The organism is Rathayibacter sp. AY1G1 (assembly GCF_002932095.1).
Classification (GTDB): Bacteria; Actinomycetota; Actinomycetes; order Actinomycetales; family Microbacteriaceae; genus Rathayibacter.
In genome coordinates this window covers 112,331-129,449 of sequence record NZ_PSUZ01000009.1, presented here as the reverse complement: position 1 = coordinate 129,449, position 17,119 = coordinate 112,331, and the positions used below count along the sequence as shown (strand labels likewise).

Below are 17,119 nucleotides of genomic sequence, written 5' to 3'. Positions count from 1 at the left end.
CGGCGACGCAACGGCCGTCCCCGACCTCACCGGCGGCGGCGTCGGCGGCTTCTGCGTGCCGAACGCCCAGCACGCCGTCCGCCAGGGCAAGCTCATGGCCGAGAACATCACCGCGGTGCTCCGCGGCGAGGAGCCGGTCGACTACGTGCACAAGAACCTCGGCGCGGTCGCGGGCCTGGGCATCGGCATCGGCGTGTTCCAGTCCGGCAAGATCGCTGTGAAGGGCTTCCCCGCCTGGGTGATGCACCGCGGCTACCACGGTCTCGCCATGCCCTCGTGGGAGCGCAAGTTCCGCGTGGTCTGGGGCTGGTGGAACAACCTCTGGCTCGGCCGCGACATCGCCTCGATCGAGGCCCGCGAGTACCCCCGCGGCTCCTTCGAGACCTACGCGTCGCGTCCGCGTCCGGCGGCCCCGGCCGCCGAGGCTCCGGCCGCGCAGGCCCCGGCGCAGATCCCCGGCCAGGCCGGTGCTCCGGTCCCGGTCGGCGGCGAGCCCGCCAAGTCCTGACACCGCCGCCGGGAGGATCGCTCCTCCCGGTGGTCGCCCCCATAGCCCAATCGGCAGAGGCAGACGACTTAAAATCGTCTCAGTCTGGGTTCGAGTCCCAGTGGGGGCACTCCGTCCGACGCGCCGCTCTCTAAGCGGCGCGGGCGTGCGCGCTGCGTCGAGCGGGCTCGAGCAGCCCGGCCTCGAGGGCCTGGGTGATCTCGCCCGGGGTGCAGTCGGCGCAGAGCACGACGAGCTCCTCCTCGGTGTCGCGGCCGCCGGAGCGGTCGAGGACGACGGCGTCGGTTCCGCAGAGTGCGCATTCGATCATGCGGGTACCGTACGTCCGACCTCCGACATGCGCGCGGCAGCGCCCCGGCGCGTCCCGCCCGGATCCGACAGGGCGCCGGGTGCGCCCCCGGACCGGTCGTCCGTGCGGCCGGAGGAGCCCGGTGTTCGGGAATCGGACGAGGATCCCGCGCGCCCGCGCCGCCTCGCCTAGAGTCGTCACCGGGCGGTTCCGAGCCCGGGCGCCCGCGTCCGGATGCGAGCCGCCCGGTCCACGGCGGGCGCCGGAACGGTCCCGCTTCTCGTGCCCGCGGGCACCGTCATGCACCGCCCGGCGACGGGCGGCCGGGAGGCCCCCATGGGGAAGCTGCTCTACGGAGCCTCGGGAGTCGAGATCGAGTTCGACGACCGCACGCTCACGCACGTCCAGATCGTCATCGCCAACAAGCTGCGCCGCCGCGAGAGCTTCTTCTTCTCCTGGCGGGACGACCCCGCGGTCGGCGACGGCCGCTCGAGCATCTGGCTCGACCCCTCCGTGCCCCTCTACTTCAAGTACTTCGGTGGACGGGTCCCCTCGATCAACCGCACCTGGATCGACCTGCTGACCGTCTCGGCGAACTCGTCCGGCGGGCTGCAGCTCGTGCAGGAGCCGGACGCCGCCCCCACCCCGCCGCCGAAGGGCGAGCAGGGCGCCTGACCCCCACCCGCCACGCCCCGGAGAAGAGCCCCATGCAGCGCGACGTCTCGGCCCGCCTGACCCTCGACGTCGCGGCTCCGGCCGCCCTCGTCCTCTCGATCGCGGTGGCCGACGCGTACGGGGCGGAGGAGTCGCTGACGCTCACCGTCGACGGCCGCCCGCTCCCCGCTCGCGAGGTGATCGACCAGCACGGCACCCGGCTGCACGTGCTCGACGCACCGGTCGGGCACCTCGTCGTGGATTACTCCGCGCGCGTCCTGGGACGCCTCGCTCCGCTCGAGGGCGACGAGGTGGACCGGCTGCGGTACCTGCGGCCGAGCCGCTACGCCGAGTCGGACGTGCTGTGGGCGACGGCCCGGGCCGAGTTCGCCGGCCTGGCCGGGGCGGACCTCCTGCACGCGGTGAGCTCCTGGGTCGGCACGCGGCTGGCGTACGTCCCCGGCTCGAGCCTTCCGACGGACGGGGCCGAGCGGACGCTGCTCGCCCGCCGCGGAGTCTGCCGCGACTTCGCGCACCTCGTCGTCGCCCTCCTCCGGGCGCTGGACGTGCCCGCCCGACTGGCGGCCGTGTACGCGCCGGGACTGCAGCCGATGGACTTCCACGCGGTCGCGGAGGCCTGGATCGAGGGGGAGTGGCGCGCGGTCGACGCGACGACGCTCGCGCCGCGGTCGAGCCTCGTGCGGATCGCGACGGGACGCGACGCGGCCGATACCGCGTTCCTCGGCGTCTACGGCGGCATCGCGACGCTGCGCGAGCTGACCGTCGGCGCCGTGGCCGACGTGCTGCCGGGCGACGACCTCGACCGGCCCGTCTCGATCGGCTGAGCGGGCCCCCGAGCCCGGCTACTCCGACTCGACGAAGCGCCGCCAGGCCCAGATCGACGTGCACACCGCGCTGAAGGCGACGACGGCGAAGAGCACCGGACCCGCTCCACCGTCGGTCGACCAGGACGCGATGGTCGGGGTGAGCAGCACGAACAGCACGGTCGTCGCGAGGAGCGTGAGCCCGAGCCAGAGCAGCGGGGACCAGCGCAGGATGCTGCGGCCGGCGGGGCGCCCGACCGGGAACAGCAGCACCACGCTCGAGCCGACCGAGATCAGCGTGGTCGCGCTGAGCACCTCCGCGGCGAGCACGGAGCCGAACGAGCCGTCGGGCGGGACCACGGCGGAGGCGCCCCAGGCGAGTCCGGCGAGGCCCAGCAGCGAGACGACGCGGACGGTGGAGAGCTTCGCCCGGTCGACGGCGGACGCGCCCTCGGGGAGGACGAGGCCGATCACCACGCCGAAGAGGAGCGCCGGGTCCAGTCCCGCGAAGCGCGAAACGAGAGCGGCCGCCGCGACCAGGAGCAGCGCGCGCGGAGCGGCGACGACGCCGATCCCGCTGACGCCGATCCGTCGGCCGACCAGCGCGGGGACGGCGGCGGCGACCGCGTTGACCACGGCGACGGCCACGATGACGGCGATCAGCAGGCGCAGGTAGGCGGGCTGGCCGTCGACGCGTCCCGAGAGCAGGACGAGGCCGGCTGCGCAGCCGATCATCCCGACGACCATCAGGCGCGGCGAGGCGGGACCGGTGTCCGGCTTGTCGTCGTACTCGACGGCGGCGCGGTTGCGGCCCGTGAGGTGCCAGCTGCGGTCGGCGCGGGGCGCCCGCCCGGCCGCGGCGAGGCGGGCCGGCACGACGACCAGGGCGAGCGAGAGCAGAGCGAGCGCGAGGGAGCGCATCCAGTCGGCCATCGAGACGACCGGCGATCCGGCGGACAGCGCGGTGGTCATCCCGGTCGCCGCGCTCCAGCCGCCCGGCTCCGATCCGGCGTCGGGGGCGGGCTGCGGCGGCACGTCACCGCCGTCCTGGTCGGGAGCCGGGACCGGCGCTGCGGTGGGCTCGGCGGTCGGCTCGTCCTCGGGCGCGGGCGCGGTCTCCCCGGGGCGGACGGGCGACGGGGACGTGGTCGGCGCCGCACTGCTCGGAGCGGGAGACGCGGCGGCCCCGGGTGCGGTGGGCGCGGCACCGGGGGCGGCCGGCGTCGTCGCGCTGGGCGTGCCGGTGGGAGCGGTCGTCGCCGCCGCGAAGGTCACGTCGATCCAGGGGCTCGGCGGGCTGTAGTTGCCGGCGCTGTCCCCAGCGATGGCGGAGACCCGGTGCGCGCCCGCCGTGATCGTGCCGCCGGTGCAGCTCCAGGCGCCTCCGCTGACCGCCGCGTCGCAGGTGTTGACCCGGTCCACGTACACGTAGGCGCGGGTGCCGTCCACGCCCGTCCCCGAGTAGGACGCGCCGCCGAGCGGCAGGGCGGCGCCGTCCGACGGCGAGGTGAGGGCGGGGGCGGCAGGAGCAGCGGTGTCGACCACGAGGGTCACCGGCGCGCTGGCCGGCGAGGCGGCGCTGCCGGCGAAGGAGGCGGTCTGCGTCGCGGTGACGCGGTAGCTGCCCGGCGCCGGAGTGGGGGCGAGCTGGCAGAACCATGCGCCGCCGGAGTCGGCGGTGGCCAGGCACGCGGCGCCGCCGTTCGAGACCGCGGCGACGCTCGCGCCGGGGTAGGCCGTGCCGCGGACCGAGCCCGCGGAGGTCGCCGAGCCGTCGACCGACTCGATGACGGGGGCGCTGAGGACGGCGATCGGGACGGCGGCCGAGGTGGTCCCGCCGCCGGCGAGGAGCTCCACCGCGACCAGGGTCGCCGGCCCGTCGTCGAGGGAGACGGCGCAGCTCCAGCCGCCGTCGGGGCCCGCGGTGGTGATGCAGAGGGGGTCGCCGCCGCCGCGGAGCCCGATCTGCACCTGGTCCCCGGCCGTCGCCGTGCCGGTGACCGTCGTCGCTCCCGTGCTGAGGACCGCGCCGGAGGAGGGAGCGGTGATCGCGAGAGCGGCGGCCTGCGCGGCCGGCGCGGCCAGGCCGGAGACGGAGGCGACGGCCGCGAGGAGCACCAGCAGCAGGGCGGCCGTGCGGCGCGGGGATCGGCGGAGTCGGGGCACCGGCACGACCGGTGAACCCCCCGGTACTGCCACGTCGACGCCCGATTTCACGATGCGTCCATTGCACGGGGGCAGGGGGGAGCTGTCAAGCGCGCCGCACCACTGTTCCCGGATGTACACCATCCGGAGGAGGCGTCTCGGCCGGTCGGGGGAGTCGGGGAGATCCGGGAGAGCGCTTCCGCGAGAATATACCCGTCGATCAGATCCGGAGGACAGTGGAATGCGCGAAGACGAGGCCCGCGGGCGCGATCGGCGGGAGGTGCGCGTCGAGGCCGCGCGCTTCGACGATCCGCGCGAGCTGGGCGGGCTCCTGCCGCCGGGCCTGCGCATCGGACTGGCGCAGAGCGCCTTCCAGACGGAGGGCTCCCTCGAGACGGGCGGCCGCGGCCGGTCGGTGTGGGACGACTTCGCGCTGCGACGGGGGACGATCGCCGAGGAGGCCACTCCCGAGATCGCGACGGACTTCCTCCTGCGCTGGCGCGAGGACCTCGCGCTGCTGGTCGATCTCGGCGTCGACGAGCTCCGGCTCTCGGTCTCGTGGCCCCGGCTGCAGCCCGACGGCCGCGGGCCGATCGACCGCGGAGGGCTCGGCTTCTACGACCGCCTGCTCGACGGGCTCGCCGAGACGGGGATCCGGGTCGCGCTGACCCTGCACCACCGCGACACCCCGTCGGCGCTCAGCGGCGGCTGGATGAACCGCGACACCGCGTTCCGCTTCGGCGATCTCGCCTTCGAGCTCGGCGGGCGGTTCGGCGACCGGGTCGCCGACTGGATCACCCTCGACCAGCCGTCGACGGTGATGCTCGAGGGCTACGCGCTCGCGCGGCAGGCGCCGGGCGCCGGCCGGCTGTTCAGCGCCCTGCCGGCGCTGCACCACCAGCTCCTCGGGCACGGCGTGGCCCTGGAGGCGCTGCGGGCGGCGGAGGTGACCGGGAGGATCGGCCTCGTCGACGCGCTCGCGCCCGTCGAGCCCGCCTCCGACGACGACCGGGACCGCGCCTTCGCCTCCCTGGCGGACGTCCTGCGGAACCGCCTGGTGGCCGACGCCGTGCTGACCGGGTCCTACCCGGTCGGACCGGAGGAGCTGCCGCCGTTCCTCGGCGCCCTCGCGCAGGCGGATCCGGTCGACCTCGCGCGCATCTCGGCTCCGCTCGACTTCTACGCGGTCGCGCCGCTGCCGCCGCTGCGGATCGTCTCGGGCCGCGACCCGGCGCTGCCGACCGGGGTGGGCGCTCCTCCCGCGCTCCCCTTCCACACGGCGCCCTGGCCGGAGCTGGACCGCACGGGCGACGGGTCGCCGGTCGCACCCTGGGCGGTGGTCTCGGTGCTGCGGTCCCTCGTGGAGCGCTACGGCGACGCCCTGCCGCCGCTGGTGGTGACCGCGCTCGGCGCGAGCTACCCCGACGAGCCCGATCGCGAGGGTGCGATCGTCGACACGGAGCGGATCCGCTGGCTCGGGGCGCACCTGGCCGCTCTCGCCGAGGCCGTCCACGACGGACTGCCGGTGGAGGCCGTGCAGCTCTGGACCCTGGTCGACGCGTTCGAGTGGCAGCACGGCTACAGCCGCCCGCACGGGCTCGTGGCCGTCGACACGCGCAGCCGGGACCGCGTGCCCAAGGCGTCGTTCGACTGGCTCCGGCGCGTCCTCGACGCCCGCTCCTGACGCGGGGGCGTGCGAGACTGCCGCCGTGCGCAGCCTCCTCGCCCTCGCCTCCGTCCTCCACGCCGACCCCGCCCCGGTGCTCGCCGCCCTCGCGGACGTCCTCGCCGCCGACGGCGCCTACGAGCGGCGGGGGAGCGGGCTCGAGCGCCGACTCCCCGTGCTCGGCGTCGAGCAGTGGCGGGTCCTGGCGGACGAGGAGGGGGCCCGGGTCGAGTGCGAGCTGGTCGCCGCACCCGCCTCGTCGGCGCTCGCCGGGGTCCTCCTCCGGCGGCGGATCCGCGAGGCGCCGGACCGGTTCCGCGCGGTCGTGACCGCGGTCGCCGACGCGGTGGAGTGACGCTCCGGGGACGCCCGCGCGGGTCCGCTCCGACGCCCGCTCTCCGCTCCACCCGCCGACCCGCCTCCACCCCGCGCCAGCGCCCCCCGAACGGGGAATGCGCGGGCGCTCGCCGCTGTTGTCTACCGATGACGGGACGGGGCTCGGCGCCCCGCCCACCGGACAGCTCGGAGGAGCCAGAGGCAGATGGCAGGAACAGGGATGAAGAAGGGTCGAGGGGCGCGCGGCAGTGACGACGAGATCGTCTACCGCCGCCACGCGAACGGACGCGGCATGGTCGCTCCCGGATCGCGCGTCTCGGCGACCGCGTACGTGGAGACCGGCGCCTACGTGGAGCCCGGCGCGACCGTGGGCGAGCGCGCCTGGATCAGCGCGGGCAGCTGGGTCGACCGCGACGCCATGATCGGGCACAGCGCCTTCATCGGCGCGAACGTGCACGTCGGGCCCGAGGCGATCATCGGACCGGGGGCGCGGATCGGGAGCTACTCCCGCATCGGACGCTCGGCCGTGATCGCGACCGGCGCCCGCATCGACCGCGACACCGTGGTGCCCGACGGCGCCCGGAAGGGCATCGACGAGGCGAGCGAGAGCGGCCGCCGCGCGGCCTGACCCCCACGACCCTGTTCCGCCGGCTCCCCGGAGCGGCGGAATAGGGTCGTTCCATGTTCGAACTCCACCACCTCAGCGCCCAGGAGCAGTGGGACTGGCTGCAGCGCGGAGAGGTCACGCCTCTCGAGCTCGCCGATCACTACCTCGCCCGGATCGAGTTCTGGAACGGGGAGCTGGGCGCCTTCGCCACGGTGACCGCCGATCGGGCGCGGGAGCGGGCATCATCGCTCGGCACCGGGCCCGGCACCGCTCCGCTCTGGGGCCTGCCGAGCGGCGACAAGGACCTCTGGCGGCGCGCGGGCGTGCGGACCGCATCCGGATCGCGGCTGCGCGAGCACCACGTGCCCACCGCCTCCGACGAGATCGTCGAGGTGCTCGATGCGGCGGGAGCGGTCAGCCTCGGCAAGACCGCGGCGCCCGAGTTCGGGATGCCCTCCTACACCGAGACGCTGATCGGCCCGCCCGCCGTCACGCCCTGGGACACCCGCCTCGGGGCCGGCGGATCCAGCGGAGGAGCGGCGGTCGCCGTCGCCGCGGGACTGCTGCCGTTCGCCCCCGCCTCGGACGGCGGCGGGTCCATCCGCATCCCCGCCGCGGCCTGCGGCCTGGTAGGACTGAAGCCCTCCCGCGGACGCATCGCCGCGCTCTCCGGCATCGGCGGGGTCGGCGGCCTGACGGTCGCCGGGCCGATCACCCGCTCGGTCGCCGACGCGGGCCTCCTGCTCGAGGGCATGCTGGAGCGGACGAACGGCCGCCTCCCGCAGCGCTGGTCGCTCGGCGCGCCCGGTGACGGCGACGGCTCGTTCCTCGGCGCCGCGGTGCGCGGAGAGGGGCGCTTCCAGATCGGCGTGCTGACGGACTCGCCCTGGGACGAGGAGTACGAGATCGCTCTCGCTCCGGAGGCGCGCGCCGCGCTGGACGAGGGGATCGCCGCGCTGGCCGCCCTCGGCCACGGGCTCGAGGAGGCGTCGCTGCCCCCGAGCGCCCCGTACCCCGCCGCGTTCCGGACGCTGTGGCAGAGCGGCGCGGCGACCCTGCCCGTCGAGGGCGCGGACCTCGATCTGCTGGAGCCGCTGACCCGCTGGCTGGTGGAGGAGGGACGCCGGCGCTCCGCCCGCGAGATCGTCGAGGCGGCGTCCTGGCTCTCGGGCTACGAGCGCGCGGTGATCGCGGCGTTCTCCGGCGTCGACGCGGTCCTGACGCCGTCGCTGGCGATGACGCCGCGTCCCGTCGGCTGGTACGACCTCGATGATCCCGAGCGCAATTTCGAGCAGCAGTGCCTCTACACGCCGTACACGTCCTTCGTGAACGTGAGCGGCCTCCCCGCGATCACCCTTCCGCTGAGCACCACGGAGGAGGGCCTGCCGATGGGAGTCCAGCTGATCGGGCGACCCGGCGGCGAGGCGACACTGCTGGCGATCGGCGCGCAGCTCGAGCGGCGGGCGCGCTGGCAGAGGCGGCACCCGCCGCAGTGGTGACGGGGGAGGCTGCAGTGGTGACGGGTCCGGGCGCGGCCGCACGGCGGATGGTCAGGGTCCGGCTCTGGTCACTGAGGTAAGCCTTGCCTATACTCGAACACGATGTGCATGTTCGAGGACCGCGACGGCTCCGCGCCGGTCGACGTGAAGCAGTTCCTGATCGCGGGCGACGAGACCGTCGTGCCGTGGATCCAGAGCATCCTCGACGCCCTCCCCGCGAACGCCCGCGGCCAGGTCTTCGTCGAGGTCGACGACGCGCGCGGACTGCCGCCGCTCGCCGCCCCCGGACGGGTCTGCGTCACCTGGCTCGGCCGCTCCGAGCGCTCGGGCGCCCCCGGCACCGGTGAGCGATGCTCCCGCGGAGTCGCACTCGACCGCGCGGTCCGGGCCTGGGTCGGCGAGATGTCGGTCGTCGACGGCGACTACCCGTGGGCCGACGGCCGCCACGACTTCTGCGCCTGGATCGGCGGGGCCGGCCCCGTCGTCGCCGAGCTCGCCGCCGACGTCGAGGCGCGCCTGCGCACCTCCGCCGAGCACGCCGCGCGCTGACCCTCCGCCGGGCGTCCCGGCTGAGTGTTAGGCAAGGCTTACCTTCTGTGCGAGACTGAGGCGATGCCTCCGACGACCGCCGCCCCCGCCCGACCGGCCTACCGGCCGTACCTCGCGACCGTCGCCGCAGCGACCCGGATCGCCCCGCACTTCATCCGCGTGACCCTCACCGGCACCGGCCTCGACCACGTCGGCTGCACCGGCCCCGACCAGCGCATCAAGCTCGTCGTCCCCACCGCCGCCTCCGACGCCCCCGCCTTCCTCGCCTCCGTCTCGGACCCCGACGGACCCGACGGACTCGACCCCGACTGGTACGGCCGCTGGCGACAGCTCCCCGACGAGCTCCGGAACCCGCTCCGCACCTACACCATCCGCGCCGTCCGCCCCGAGGACGCCGAGGTCGACATCGACTTCGCCGCCCACGGCGACACCGGACCGGCCTCCGCCTGGGTCGAGAGCGCCCGCGCCGGCGACCAGATCGTCATCATCGCGCCCGACACGCGCTCCGACCTCCCCGGCGGCGGAGTCGAGTTCCACCCCGGCGCCGCCACCTCCCTCCTCCTCGCTGGCGACGAGACGGCCGTCCCCGCCATCGCCGCGATCCTCGAGAGCCTCGACGACGACGCCACCGGAGCCGCGTTCCTCGAGGTCCCCACCGCCCACGACCGCCTCCCGCTCCGCCACCCCGCCGGCGTCCACGTCACCTGGATCGTCCGCGCCGACGCGGCAGCCCCCGGAGCGGCCCTCGGCGACGCGGTCCGCGCCTGGGCCACCCGCTTCCTCACCGCCCACCACCGCGGCGTCGACGTCAGCGACATCGACGTCGACCACGAGATGCTCTGGGAGGTCCCCGACGAGAGCACCGACCCCGGCCTCTACGCCTGGATCGCCGGAGAAGCCGGCGCCGTGAAGCTGATCCGCCGCTGCCTCGTCACCGAGCTCGGACTCGACCGGAAGCGGGTGGCGTTCATGGGGTACTGGCGCCTCGGCCGCCAAGAGTCCAACTGACCCGGAGCGCCGCAGGGCGACGTTCTGCGGCGTTGTCGTCGGGCGCGATACCGCCGGTATCGCTTCCTCCTCCGCCTTGCAGAACGACGCCCTGCGACGCTCCGGGCGCTGCTCGTAGGGGTGCGGCGCGCCGGGGGCGCGACCGCGGGGGACAGCGCGCCGGGGGCGCGGCCGCGGGGGACGGCGCGCCAGGGGCGCGACCGCGGAGGACGATGCTGATCGAGTGGACCTCGCAGAGGGCGCCTCGAGAGTCATTGCCGACGGATTTCGCGCGTGATCGAGCGGGCCTCGGGTGCCCGGCGAGTCGGGCGATCGCGCCCGGACATGCTGATCGGGCAGCCCTCGGAGAGGGAGTATCGAGATCCACCCCGACCGATCTCGCGGCTGATCGAGAAGCTCGCGGGCACACACCGAGTCGGGCGACCGCGCACAGACCTGCTGATCGGGCAGCCCTCGGAGAGGGTGTGTCGAGATCCTCCCGGCGAGCGCGCCGGGTGCTCCGCGCCGCCCCGCGCCGAGTCGGCGGCGGCGGGGAGCGGCAGCGGGCTACAGGGTGGGCGAGACGCCCACGAGGCGGCTGGAGAGGGTCCAGAGGTCGTGGGCGAGAGCGCGGTCGCGGGCCTGGGGGTTCAGGGAGCCGTGCGGCGTCAGCTGGTCGAAGTAGGTGCCGCTGGCGGCGCCGACGTCGGGCTCGGAGGCGAGGGTGATCAGCGGCACCGCACCCGCCTCGGCGGAGATGCCGAAGGAGCCGACCGAGAGGCTCGTCATCAGCTTCATCATCGTGCTGTCGGCGCCGAAGCTCGTCGAGACGACGCCCGGGTGGAACGAGTACGCGTCGACCGACGTCGTCAGCAGCCGCTCCGCCAGCTCGCGGATGAAGAGGATCGTCACCAGCTTCGACGTGCCGTACGCCCGCCAGCCGCCGAGCCACGGACCGCGGCGGTTGTCGAGGTCGTCGAGCCTCAGGCGACCGAAGCGGTTCGCGAGGCTCGCAGTGGAGACGACGCGGACGCCGGCCCGCTCCCTCGAGGTCTCGATCATCCGCGGGAGCAGGAGCCGCGTGAGCAGGAACGGCGCGAGATGGTTGCTCTGGATCGTCCGCTCGTGGCCGTCGACCGTCTCGGCGCGGTGGGAGACGAGCCCGCCCGCGTTGTTCGCCAGCACGTCGATCCGCTCGTAGCGCTCGAGGAGGCCGTCGGCCAGGGCGCGGACGTCGTCGAGCCGGTCGAAGTCGGCCAGGAACGCGTCCCCTCCCACGTCGGCGGCGACCGCGCGGGTGCGCTCGGGGTTCCGCCCGACCACGGCCACGCGGGCACCGGCGGACGCCAGCGCTCCCGCCGCGACCCGGCCGATGCCGGAGCTGGCTCCGGTGAGGACGACGACGCGCCCCGTCATGTCAGTGACCACGGAGATATCCGCCCTTCTCGAGACCGGCTTCGATCTCGAATCGATTGCGCAGCGGATCGCGACCCGCCACCGTGTACGCGAACGGGAACCACATCCCGTAGAGCCGCCACTGCTCCTTGTGCACGGCCTCGTGCTCGAGGACGCTGTCGGAGACGTTGGTGCCCGTGAGGTAGCTCGTGCCGACGCAGGACCCTCCGCGGCCGAACGCCCAGGAGGGCAGACCGGTGAAGACGACGAGGCCGTGGCTGCGCCGAATCGGGCCCGTGCTCCACAGCGCGCCCCAGGCGAGTCCGACCGCGCACGCGAAGAGGTAGCCCGGCCGGGTGATCGCCGGATCCAGGGCCACCATCGCGACGGCTCGACGGAGCGCGCTCACGCGCTGTCGCGTCCGTAGGTCTCGAGCAGCCTCAGCCAGACCTCGCTGATCGTCGGATAGGAGGGGACCGCGTGCCAGAGGCGCGAGAGCGGCACCTCGCCGACGACGGCGATCGTCGCGGAGTGGATCAGCTCTCCGACCTCCTTGCCGACGAAGGTGACGCCGAGGACGACCTTCCGGTCCTCGTCCACGACCATCCGCGCGGTGCCCGTGTAGCCGTCGGCGGCGAGGGCGGCGCCGGCGACCGAGCCGATCTCGTAGTCGACGACGCGGGTGCGGTAGCCGGCCTTCTCGGCGACCGCGGCGGTCAGGCCGACCGACGCGACCTCGGGGTCGGTGAAGACGACCTGCGGCACGGCCTCGTGGTCCGCGGTCGCGACGTGCGCTCCCCAGGGGGCGTCGTGGACCTCGGCACCGGTGGCGCGCGCGACGATCACGTCGCCTGCCGCACGAGCCTGGTACTTGCCCTGGTGCGTGAGCAGTGCGCGGTGGTTCACGTCGCCCACCCCGTAGAGCCACGGACGCCCGCCGCCGAGGGGAGCACCGTCGCCGCCCAGCACGAGCATCGTGTCGTCGACCGTCAGCGAGGAGCCGGGCTCGAGGCCCATCGTCTCGAGGCCGACGTCGCGGGTGTGCGGGGCGCGGCCGGTCGCGGCGAGCACCTGGTCGGCCTCGATGACGTCGCCGCCCTCGAGCGTCACGGCCACGGTGCCGTCGGACCGGCGCTCGACCGAGACGGGCGAGTCGCCGAGGCGCAGGTCGACGCCGAGCTCCTGGAGCGCCGAGCCGACGAGCTCGCCGGCGAAGGGCTCGAACGGCGCGAGGAGTCCGCTGCGGGCGACGAGCGTGACGGAGGAGCCCATGCCGGCGTAGGCGGTCGCCATCTCGGTCGCGACGACTCCGCCGCCGATGACGACGAGGCGCGGCGGCACCTCCTCGGCCGAGGTGGCCTCGCGGCTCGTCCAGGGGGATGCCGCGCGCAGGCCCGGGATGTCGGGGACGACGGCGGTGGTGCCGGTCGCGACGGCGACGGCGGAGCGGGCGCGGAGCACGCGCACCTCGCCGTCGGGTCCGGTCACGGTCACCTCGCGCTCGCCGCTCAGGCGGCCGTGCCCGCGGACGAGCTCGATGCCGGCGCTCTCGAGCCACTGCACCTGGCCGTGGTCGTCGAAGTGGCTGGTGAAGGAGTCGCGGCGGGCCAGGAGCGCGGGCACGTCGACTCCTCCGCTCACCGCCTGCGCCGCGCCGGGGAGATCACGGGCGGCGCGGATCGCCATCGGCGGCCGCAGCAGCGCCTTCGAGGGCATGCACGCCCAGTAGGAGCACTCGCCCCCGACGAGCTCGCTCTCGACGACGGCCGCGGTGAGGCCGCCCTGGACCGCGCGGTCCGCGAGGTTCTCGCCCACCGGCCCTGCTCCGATGACGATGACGTCGAACTCGTCCGTCGTGCTGCTCATGCTGTCTCCCTGGGGTTCTCGGAGGCGTCGAGCCCCGTCGTGTGTGGGTGTCCGGCGCTCAATGCGCCGGCACGATCTCGGCCCGCCAGCCGTCGTAGCGGCCGCCGTAGCTCTCGACCGCCTCGATCACCTGGCGGAGGAACGCGGTGGTCGACTCCTCGTCGACCGCGGCGTGGTGGCTCGCGACGAGGACCTGCCTCAGCCGAAGCCGCGAGATCGCGATCTGGAAGCCGGAGGCCACGAGGACGCGCCCGGCGCGCCGTGCGGTGCTGCGGCGGGAGAAGACGGCGAAGTGGTCGACCTCGCGCAGCTCCCACACCTGGTCGCCGTAGCGGAGCCGGATCTCGAGCTGCTGCGCGGCGCGCTCCTGCTGCGCCTCGAGGGAGGAGCCGCCGGGCGCCGTGACGGTGGTGCTCTCGTCGCTCATCGTCCGGTGAACTCCGCCGTCGTGCGCTGGAGGAAGGCCTCGGTGCCGATGCGCGCGTCCTCGGACGCCGCGAGACGCGCGAGCGCCCCGGGGAGCGCGGCCGCGGCCTCGGCGTCGGACGCGGCGACCGCGAGCCGGGCACTGGCCAGGGCGGCCTGCACGGCGAGCGGCGCCTGCGCGGCGATCCGGGCGGCCAGACCCCAGGCCGCCTCGGCGACCGTCCCGTCGGGGACGACCTGCTGCACGAGGCCGATGCGGTGGGCCTCCTCGGCGTCGAAGAGGTCGCCGGTGAGGATCCAGCGCATCGCGTCGCCCCAGCCGACGGCGCGGGGGAAGCGCAGCGTCGCTCCGCCGAAGGGCAGGATGCCGCGGGCGACCTCGATCTGGCCGAAGCGGGTGGACCGCTCGGCGAGGACGACGTCGCTCGCGAGCGCGAGCTCGATGCCGAGCGTGAGGCAGGTGCCCTGGAGGCCGATGACCACCGGCTTGCTCACGGGGCGGGTGCGCAGGCCCCACGGGTCGAGACCGCCCTCGGGCACGAAGTCGAGGCCGCCGGAGCCCAGGCGGGGCCCGATGTCGGCGAGGTCGAGCCCGGCCGTGAAGTGCCCGCCCTCGGCGAGGACGACGCCGGCGCGCAGCTCCGGGTCGCGGTCGAGCTCGCCGTACGCGGACGCCAGCTCCGCGAGCAGCCGCAGATCGGCGGCGTTGCGCTTCTCGGGCCGGTCCAGCACGATCGCGAGCACGGTCCCGCGCCGCTCGGTGCGCACGCGCGGTCTCTCGACGCTCATCGTTCCTCCGCTCGGTCGCGTCCGACCATCTTGCCGGGTGCCGCCGACACGCGCTCGGGCTTGCGCGCCGATGGCAGGGCTCTCTCAGGCCCCGCGGGACAGAGCGCCGAGGAGGCGGAGGATCGTGGGCAGGTCGTCCTCGGCCGCGGTCGGCGACGACGGGGCGAACGAGGTGACGCCGGCGCCCGCGAGCGGGAAGCGGGACCGGAGGGCGTCGAGGCTCGCGACGAGGCGCGACGCGGGCACGCCGAAGGGCACCGGGTCGAACAGCCCGGCGAGATCGGCGGGGTCGAGCACGTCCAGGTCGAGGTGCACGTAGACGGAGGCGGCACCGGTCGCCTCGACCGCCGCGACGAGCGACTCCGGGTCGAGGGCGTCCGCGGTCAGCACCGCGGCCCCCCGCTCGACCAGCGGCTCGAGCTCGCCGTCGTCGGCGGAGCGGACACCGGCGAGGACGACGCGCTCGTCGGCCACCCGCTCCTCGGCGCCCGCGCTCAGGAGGCCGACGCCGCGGCCCAGCGCGGCCGAGAGGACCATGCCGCAGAAGGCGCCGCTGGGGGAGGACTCGGGAGTGTGCGCGTCCGGGTGGGCGTCGAGCCAGACCAGCGCGACCGGGCCCGGTGCCGAGCGCACGGCGTGCCCGATCGCCGCGAACTCGACGCCGCAGTCGCCGCCGATCGTGATCACGGGACCGGTGCGGCCCGAGAGGGCCTCGCGCACCCGCTCGGCGACGGTGGCGACCGAGGCGTAGCGGCGGATGCCGGTGTCCTGAGCGTCGCCCGCCTCGGCGGGGATGTCGAGGGTCGTGGTGGCGGAGGAGGGCAGATCGCCCCGGATCGCCTCGGCTCCGTCGACGAGGCGCATCGCGCGCGTCGACGCCGAGCCCTGCCACTGGGGGACGACGAGGAAGGAGGCCATGTCCCTCACTATGGCACGCGCGCCGCTGCCGGGTGCCTGCGTCCTCAGGCCGCGGGCAGGCCTCCGGGGACGGCCGCGGGGCGGAGCGACGGGGGTGCGCCGTCGAGGTCGACCAGGGCCTCGTCGAGTGCGGAGCGGGCGCGGTCGGCGGCGGCGCGGGCCTCGTCCAGAGCGCCGGCCGGATCGCCTGCCGCACGGCGCACCGCGGTGTCCAGCTGCCCGAGCGTCTCCTCGGCGAGGATCCGGGGTGCCGCGGTGATGCGCTCGCCGTGCACGGCGGCCAGGAGCAGCACCGACTCGGCGCCGAGCCGGGCCGCGGTGCGCGCCGCCTCGAACAGCAGGAGCTGGCGCTCGGCCTGGGCGCGCGGCTCACGGTACCCGGAGACGACGGCGTCCAGAGCGGAGTCGGCGTCGAGCAGCAGGACCAGCAGCGCGGCCGGATCGTGGCGGGCGCCGGCCGATCGGGCGTCGTCGGCGTCCAGGAGGAGCGACCGTGCCGCGGCGCACGCGACGGCCACGTCGGCGGCGGAGGCGAGCTGCGCCGAGGTGCGCAGGTCGGAGAGGGTGGCGGCCCGCTCCAGGTCGTCCCGCACGGAGCGCTCGACGCCGCTCAGCTGCACCTCGGCGCGGGTCACGAGCCCGACCAGCGAGTCGACCGCATCGAGCAGGGCGCCGGGATCGGGGGAGCCGCCGGCGGCGACGTGCTCGACGGCCTCGCGCAGCGGTCGGACCCGGCGCTCGGGAGTGGTCCCGGCGAGGACGGAGACCTCGGAGCGCGCCTGCTGCACGCGCTCCGGGAGGGACGGGCTCGGCGAGGTCACTCCGTGATCGTACGGCCGGAGTGTGACACCGCGTGACACGGCGGTTCGACCAGCGGCGGCGGCGTGCCCAGGATGGAGTCATGACCCGCTCGCTCGCCATCGTCGAGGTCGCCCGCGTGCGACCGGGCCGCGAGGAGTACCACGCCTACGTGCAGATCCTGAACGGCCGCATCCTCGCCCTCGCGCACGAGCGCGGCTGGCGGGCGGAGCGCTTCGCGGCCGAGGAGCTGGGCACGGAGGAGCTGCTGGCGCGCACGGCGGGGGCGGATGCCCTCGTCCTCGCGGGCGGCGAGGACATCGCTCCCGAGCAGTACGGCGCCGACCGCGGCTACCCGGCCGAGGGCCCCCACGCGGAGCGCGCGGACGCCGCCCAGATCGCGCTGGTGCACCGGGCACTGGCCCGCCGGACCCCGCTGCTGGGCATCTGCCGCGGCCTGCAGATCGTCAACGTCGCGCTCGGCGGCACGCTGGTGCAGGACCTGGGTCCGGAGGCGGAGCACGTCAACGCGGCGGCCCCCGCTCACCAGCGCATGCACCGGCACGAGGTCGGGCTCGCGGCGGGCTCCGTGCTCGGCGGGCTCTTCGGGTCCGAGGCGCTCGCGGTGCAGAGCGCGCACCACCAGGCGGTCGACCTGCTCGCTCCGGGGCTGCGGGTCGTCGCCCGGGCGGAGGACGGCGTGATCGAGGCCGTCGAGCACGTCGCGGCCCCCCTCGTGGGCGTGCAGTGGCACCCCGAGGACCCGGACGCTCCCGCCGGTCAGCTGGCGACGCTGCTCGACGGGCTGGCGCTCGCCGCCGCCCGCGGGGAGTTCGCGCTGCCCCTCGCCGCCTGAGCGGCCG

Annotated in this window: 18 protein-coding genes, 1 tRNA gene and 1 pseudogene; 11 read left to right on the top strand and 9 right to left on the bottom strand. The window is 75.3% G+C overall.

Annotated features, from left to right (window positions below):
• Together C5C36_RS07135 and C5C36_RS07130 are read left to right on the top strand one after the other, a co-directional pair.
• Positions 1-508: pseudogene (locus C5C36_RS07135) on the top strand (NAD(P)/FAD-dependent oxidoreductase); the annotation flags it as partial.
• 35 nt (positions 509-543) lie between these two features.
• Positions 544-617 (top strand) — tRNA-Leu (locus C5C36_RS07130).
• A gap of 21 nt (positions 618-638) precedes the next feature.
• Here the strand turns inward: C5C36_RS07130 and C5C36_RS07125 are convergent.
• The gene (locus C5C36_RS07125; protein WP_104225020.1) at positions 639-818 is read right to left on the bottom strand and encodes a hypothetical protein; all 180 of its coding nucleotides are present in this window, start codon (positions 816-818) and stop codon (positions 639-641) included.
• A gap of 315 nt (positions 819-1,133) precedes the next feature.
• Here C5C36_RS07125 and C5C36_RS07120 point away from each other — a divergent pair, with 315 nt between their 5' ends.
• Both C5C36_RS07120 and C5C36_RS07115 read left to right on the top strand, forming a co-directional pair.
• Positions 1,134-1,472, top strand: coding sequence for an ATP-dependent DNA ligase (locus C5C36_RS07120; protein ID WP_068211888.1), 339 nt, complete (start codon positions 1,134-1,136; stop codon positions 1,470-1,472).
• A 32-nt stretch (positions 1,473-1,504) separates the two neighbouring features.
• On the top strand, positions 1,505-2,296 hold the full coding sequence (locus C5C36_RS07115) for a transglutaminase family protein (protein ID WP_104273843.1): 792 nt from the start codon (positions 1,505-1,507) through the stop codon (positions 2,294-2,296).
• Between the two features lie 18 nt (positions 2,297-2,314).
• On the opposite strand, the gene C5C36_RS17315 is transcribed toward C5C36_RS07115, so the two are convergent.
• Positions 2,315-4,441 carry a hypothetical protein gene (locus C5C36_RS17315; protein ID WP_181133786.1) on the bottom strand — a complete coding sequence of 709 codons (2,127 nt, stop codon included), beginning with the start codon at positions 4,439-4,441 and terminating at the stop codon, positions 2,315-2,317.
• A 220-nt stretch (positions 4,442-4,661) separates the two neighbouring features.
• On the opposite strand from C5C36_RS17315, the gene C5C36_RS07110 reads away from it, so the two are divergent.
• The 6 genes from C5C36_RS07110 to C5C36_RS07085 all read left to right on the top strand — a co-directional run bounded on the left by C5C36_RS07110 (position 4,662) and on the right by C5C36_RS07085 (position 10,085).
• Complete coding sequence (locus C5C36_RS07110) at positions 4,662-6,104, top strand: glycoside hydrolase family 1 protein (RefSeq protein ID WP_181133785.1); 1,443 nt, start codon at positions 4,662-4,664, stop codon at positions 6,102-6,104.
• 25 nt (positions 6,105-6,129) lie between these two features.
• The gene (locus C5C36_RS07105) at positions 6,130-6,441 is read left to right on the top strand and encodes a hypothetical protein (RefSeq protein WP_104227427.1); all 312 of its coding nucleotides are present in this window, start codon (positions 6,130-6,132) and stop codon (positions 6,439-6,441) included.
• Positions 6,442-6,642: 201 nt separating this feature from the next.
• Positions 6,643-7,050 (top strand): transferase, encoded by a 408-nt coding sequence (locus C5C36_RS07100; protein WP_181133784.1) that lies wholly within the window; start codon positions 6,643-6,645, stop codon positions 7,048-7,050.
• A 53-nt stretch (positions 7,051-7,103) separates the two neighbouring features.
• Positions 7,104-8,528 carry an amidase gene (locus tag C5C36_RS07095; protein ID WP_104309466.1) on the top strand — a complete coding sequence of 475 codons (1,425 nt, stop codon included), beginning with the start codon at positions 7,104-7,106 and terminating at the stop codon, positions 8,526-8,528.
• Between the two features lie 102 nt (positions 8,529-8,630).
• Positions 8,631-9,077, top strand: coding sequence for an SIP domain-containing protein (locus C5C36_RS07090; RefSeq protein ID WP_104227425.1), 447 nt, complete (start codon positions 8,631-8,633; stop codon positions 9,075-9,077).
• A gap of 63 nt (positions 9,078-9,140) precedes the next feature.
• A complete protein-coding gene (locus C5C36_RS07085) occupies positions 9,141-10,085 on the top strand; it encodes a siderophore-interacting protein (RefSeq protein ID WP_104256203.1) in 945 nt (314 codons plus the stop codon).
• A 546-nt stretch (positions 10,086-10,631) separates the two neighbouring features.
• On the opposite strand, the gene C5C36_RS07080 is transcribed toward C5C36_RS07085, so the two are convergent.
• From C5C36_RS07080 to C5C36_RS07050, 7 genes are all read right to left on the bottom strand, one after another.
• Positions 10,632-11,492 (bottom strand): SDR family NAD(P)-dependent oxidoreductase, encoded by an 861-nt coding sequence (locus C5C36_RS07080; protein WP_244230659.1) that lies wholly within the window; start codon positions 11,490-11,492, stop codon positions 10,632-10,634.
• Entirely contained in the window at positions 11,482-11,841 is a 360-nt protein-coding gene (locus C5C36_RS07075; protein ID WP_104273845.1) for a Fe-S oxidoreductase, read from the bottom strand. Before C5C36_RS07075 ends, C5C36_RS07080 begins: the two co-directional genes overlap by 11 nt.
• 23 nt (positions 11,842-11,864) lie before the next feature.
• Positions 11,865-13,325, bottom strand: a complete 1,461-nt coding sequence (locus C5C36_RS07070) for an NAD(P)/FAD-dependent oxidoreductase (RefSeq protein ID WP_104309465.1) — start codon at positions 13,323-13,325, stop codon at positions 11,865-11,867.
• A gap of 58 nt (positions 13,326-13,383) precedes the next feature.
• Positions 13,384-13,752 carry a ribonuclease E inhibitor RraB gene (locus C5C36_RS07065; protein WP_104309464.1) on the bottom strand — a complete coding sequence of 123 codons (369 nt, stop codon included), beginning with the start codon at positions 13,750-13,752 and terminating at the stop codon, positions 13,384-13,386.
• Positions 13,749-14,540: a crotonase/enoyl-CoA hydratase family protein gene (locus tag C5C36_RS07060; RefSeq protein WP_104309463.1), complete on the bottom strand. Its 792-nt coding sequence runs from the start codon at positions 14,538-14,540 to the stop codon at positions 13,749-13,751. Before C5C36_RS07060 ends, C5C36_RS07065 begins: the two co-directional genes overlap by 4 nt.
• An 84-nt stretch (positions 14,541-14,624) precedes the next feature.
• Positions 14,625-15,458 (bottom strand): arginase family protein, encoded by an 834-nt coding sequence (locus tag C5C36_RS07055; RefSeq protein ID WP_104225034.1) that lies wholly within the window; start codon positions 15,456-15,458, stop codon positions 14,625-14,627.
• 44 nt (positions 15,459-15,502) lie between these two features.
• Positions 15,503-16,279 (bottom strand): hypothetical protein, encoded by a 777-nt coding sequence (locus tag C5C36_RS07050; RefSeq protein WP_104239623.1) that lies wholly within the window; start codon positions 16,277-16,279, stop codon positions 15,503-15,505.
• A gap of 80 nt (positions 16,280-16,359) precedes the next feature.
• Here C5C36_RS07050 and C5C36_RS07045 point away from each other — a divergent pair, with 80 nt between their 5' ends.
• Positions 16,360-17,112: a gamma-glutamyl-gamma-aminobutyrate hydrolase family protein gene (locus C5C36_RS07045; protein ID WP_104225036.1), complete on the top strand. Its 753-nt coding sequence runs from the start codon at positions 16,360-16,362 to the stop codon at positions 17,110-17,112.
• Positions 17,113-17,119 lie beyond the last annotated feature (7 nt).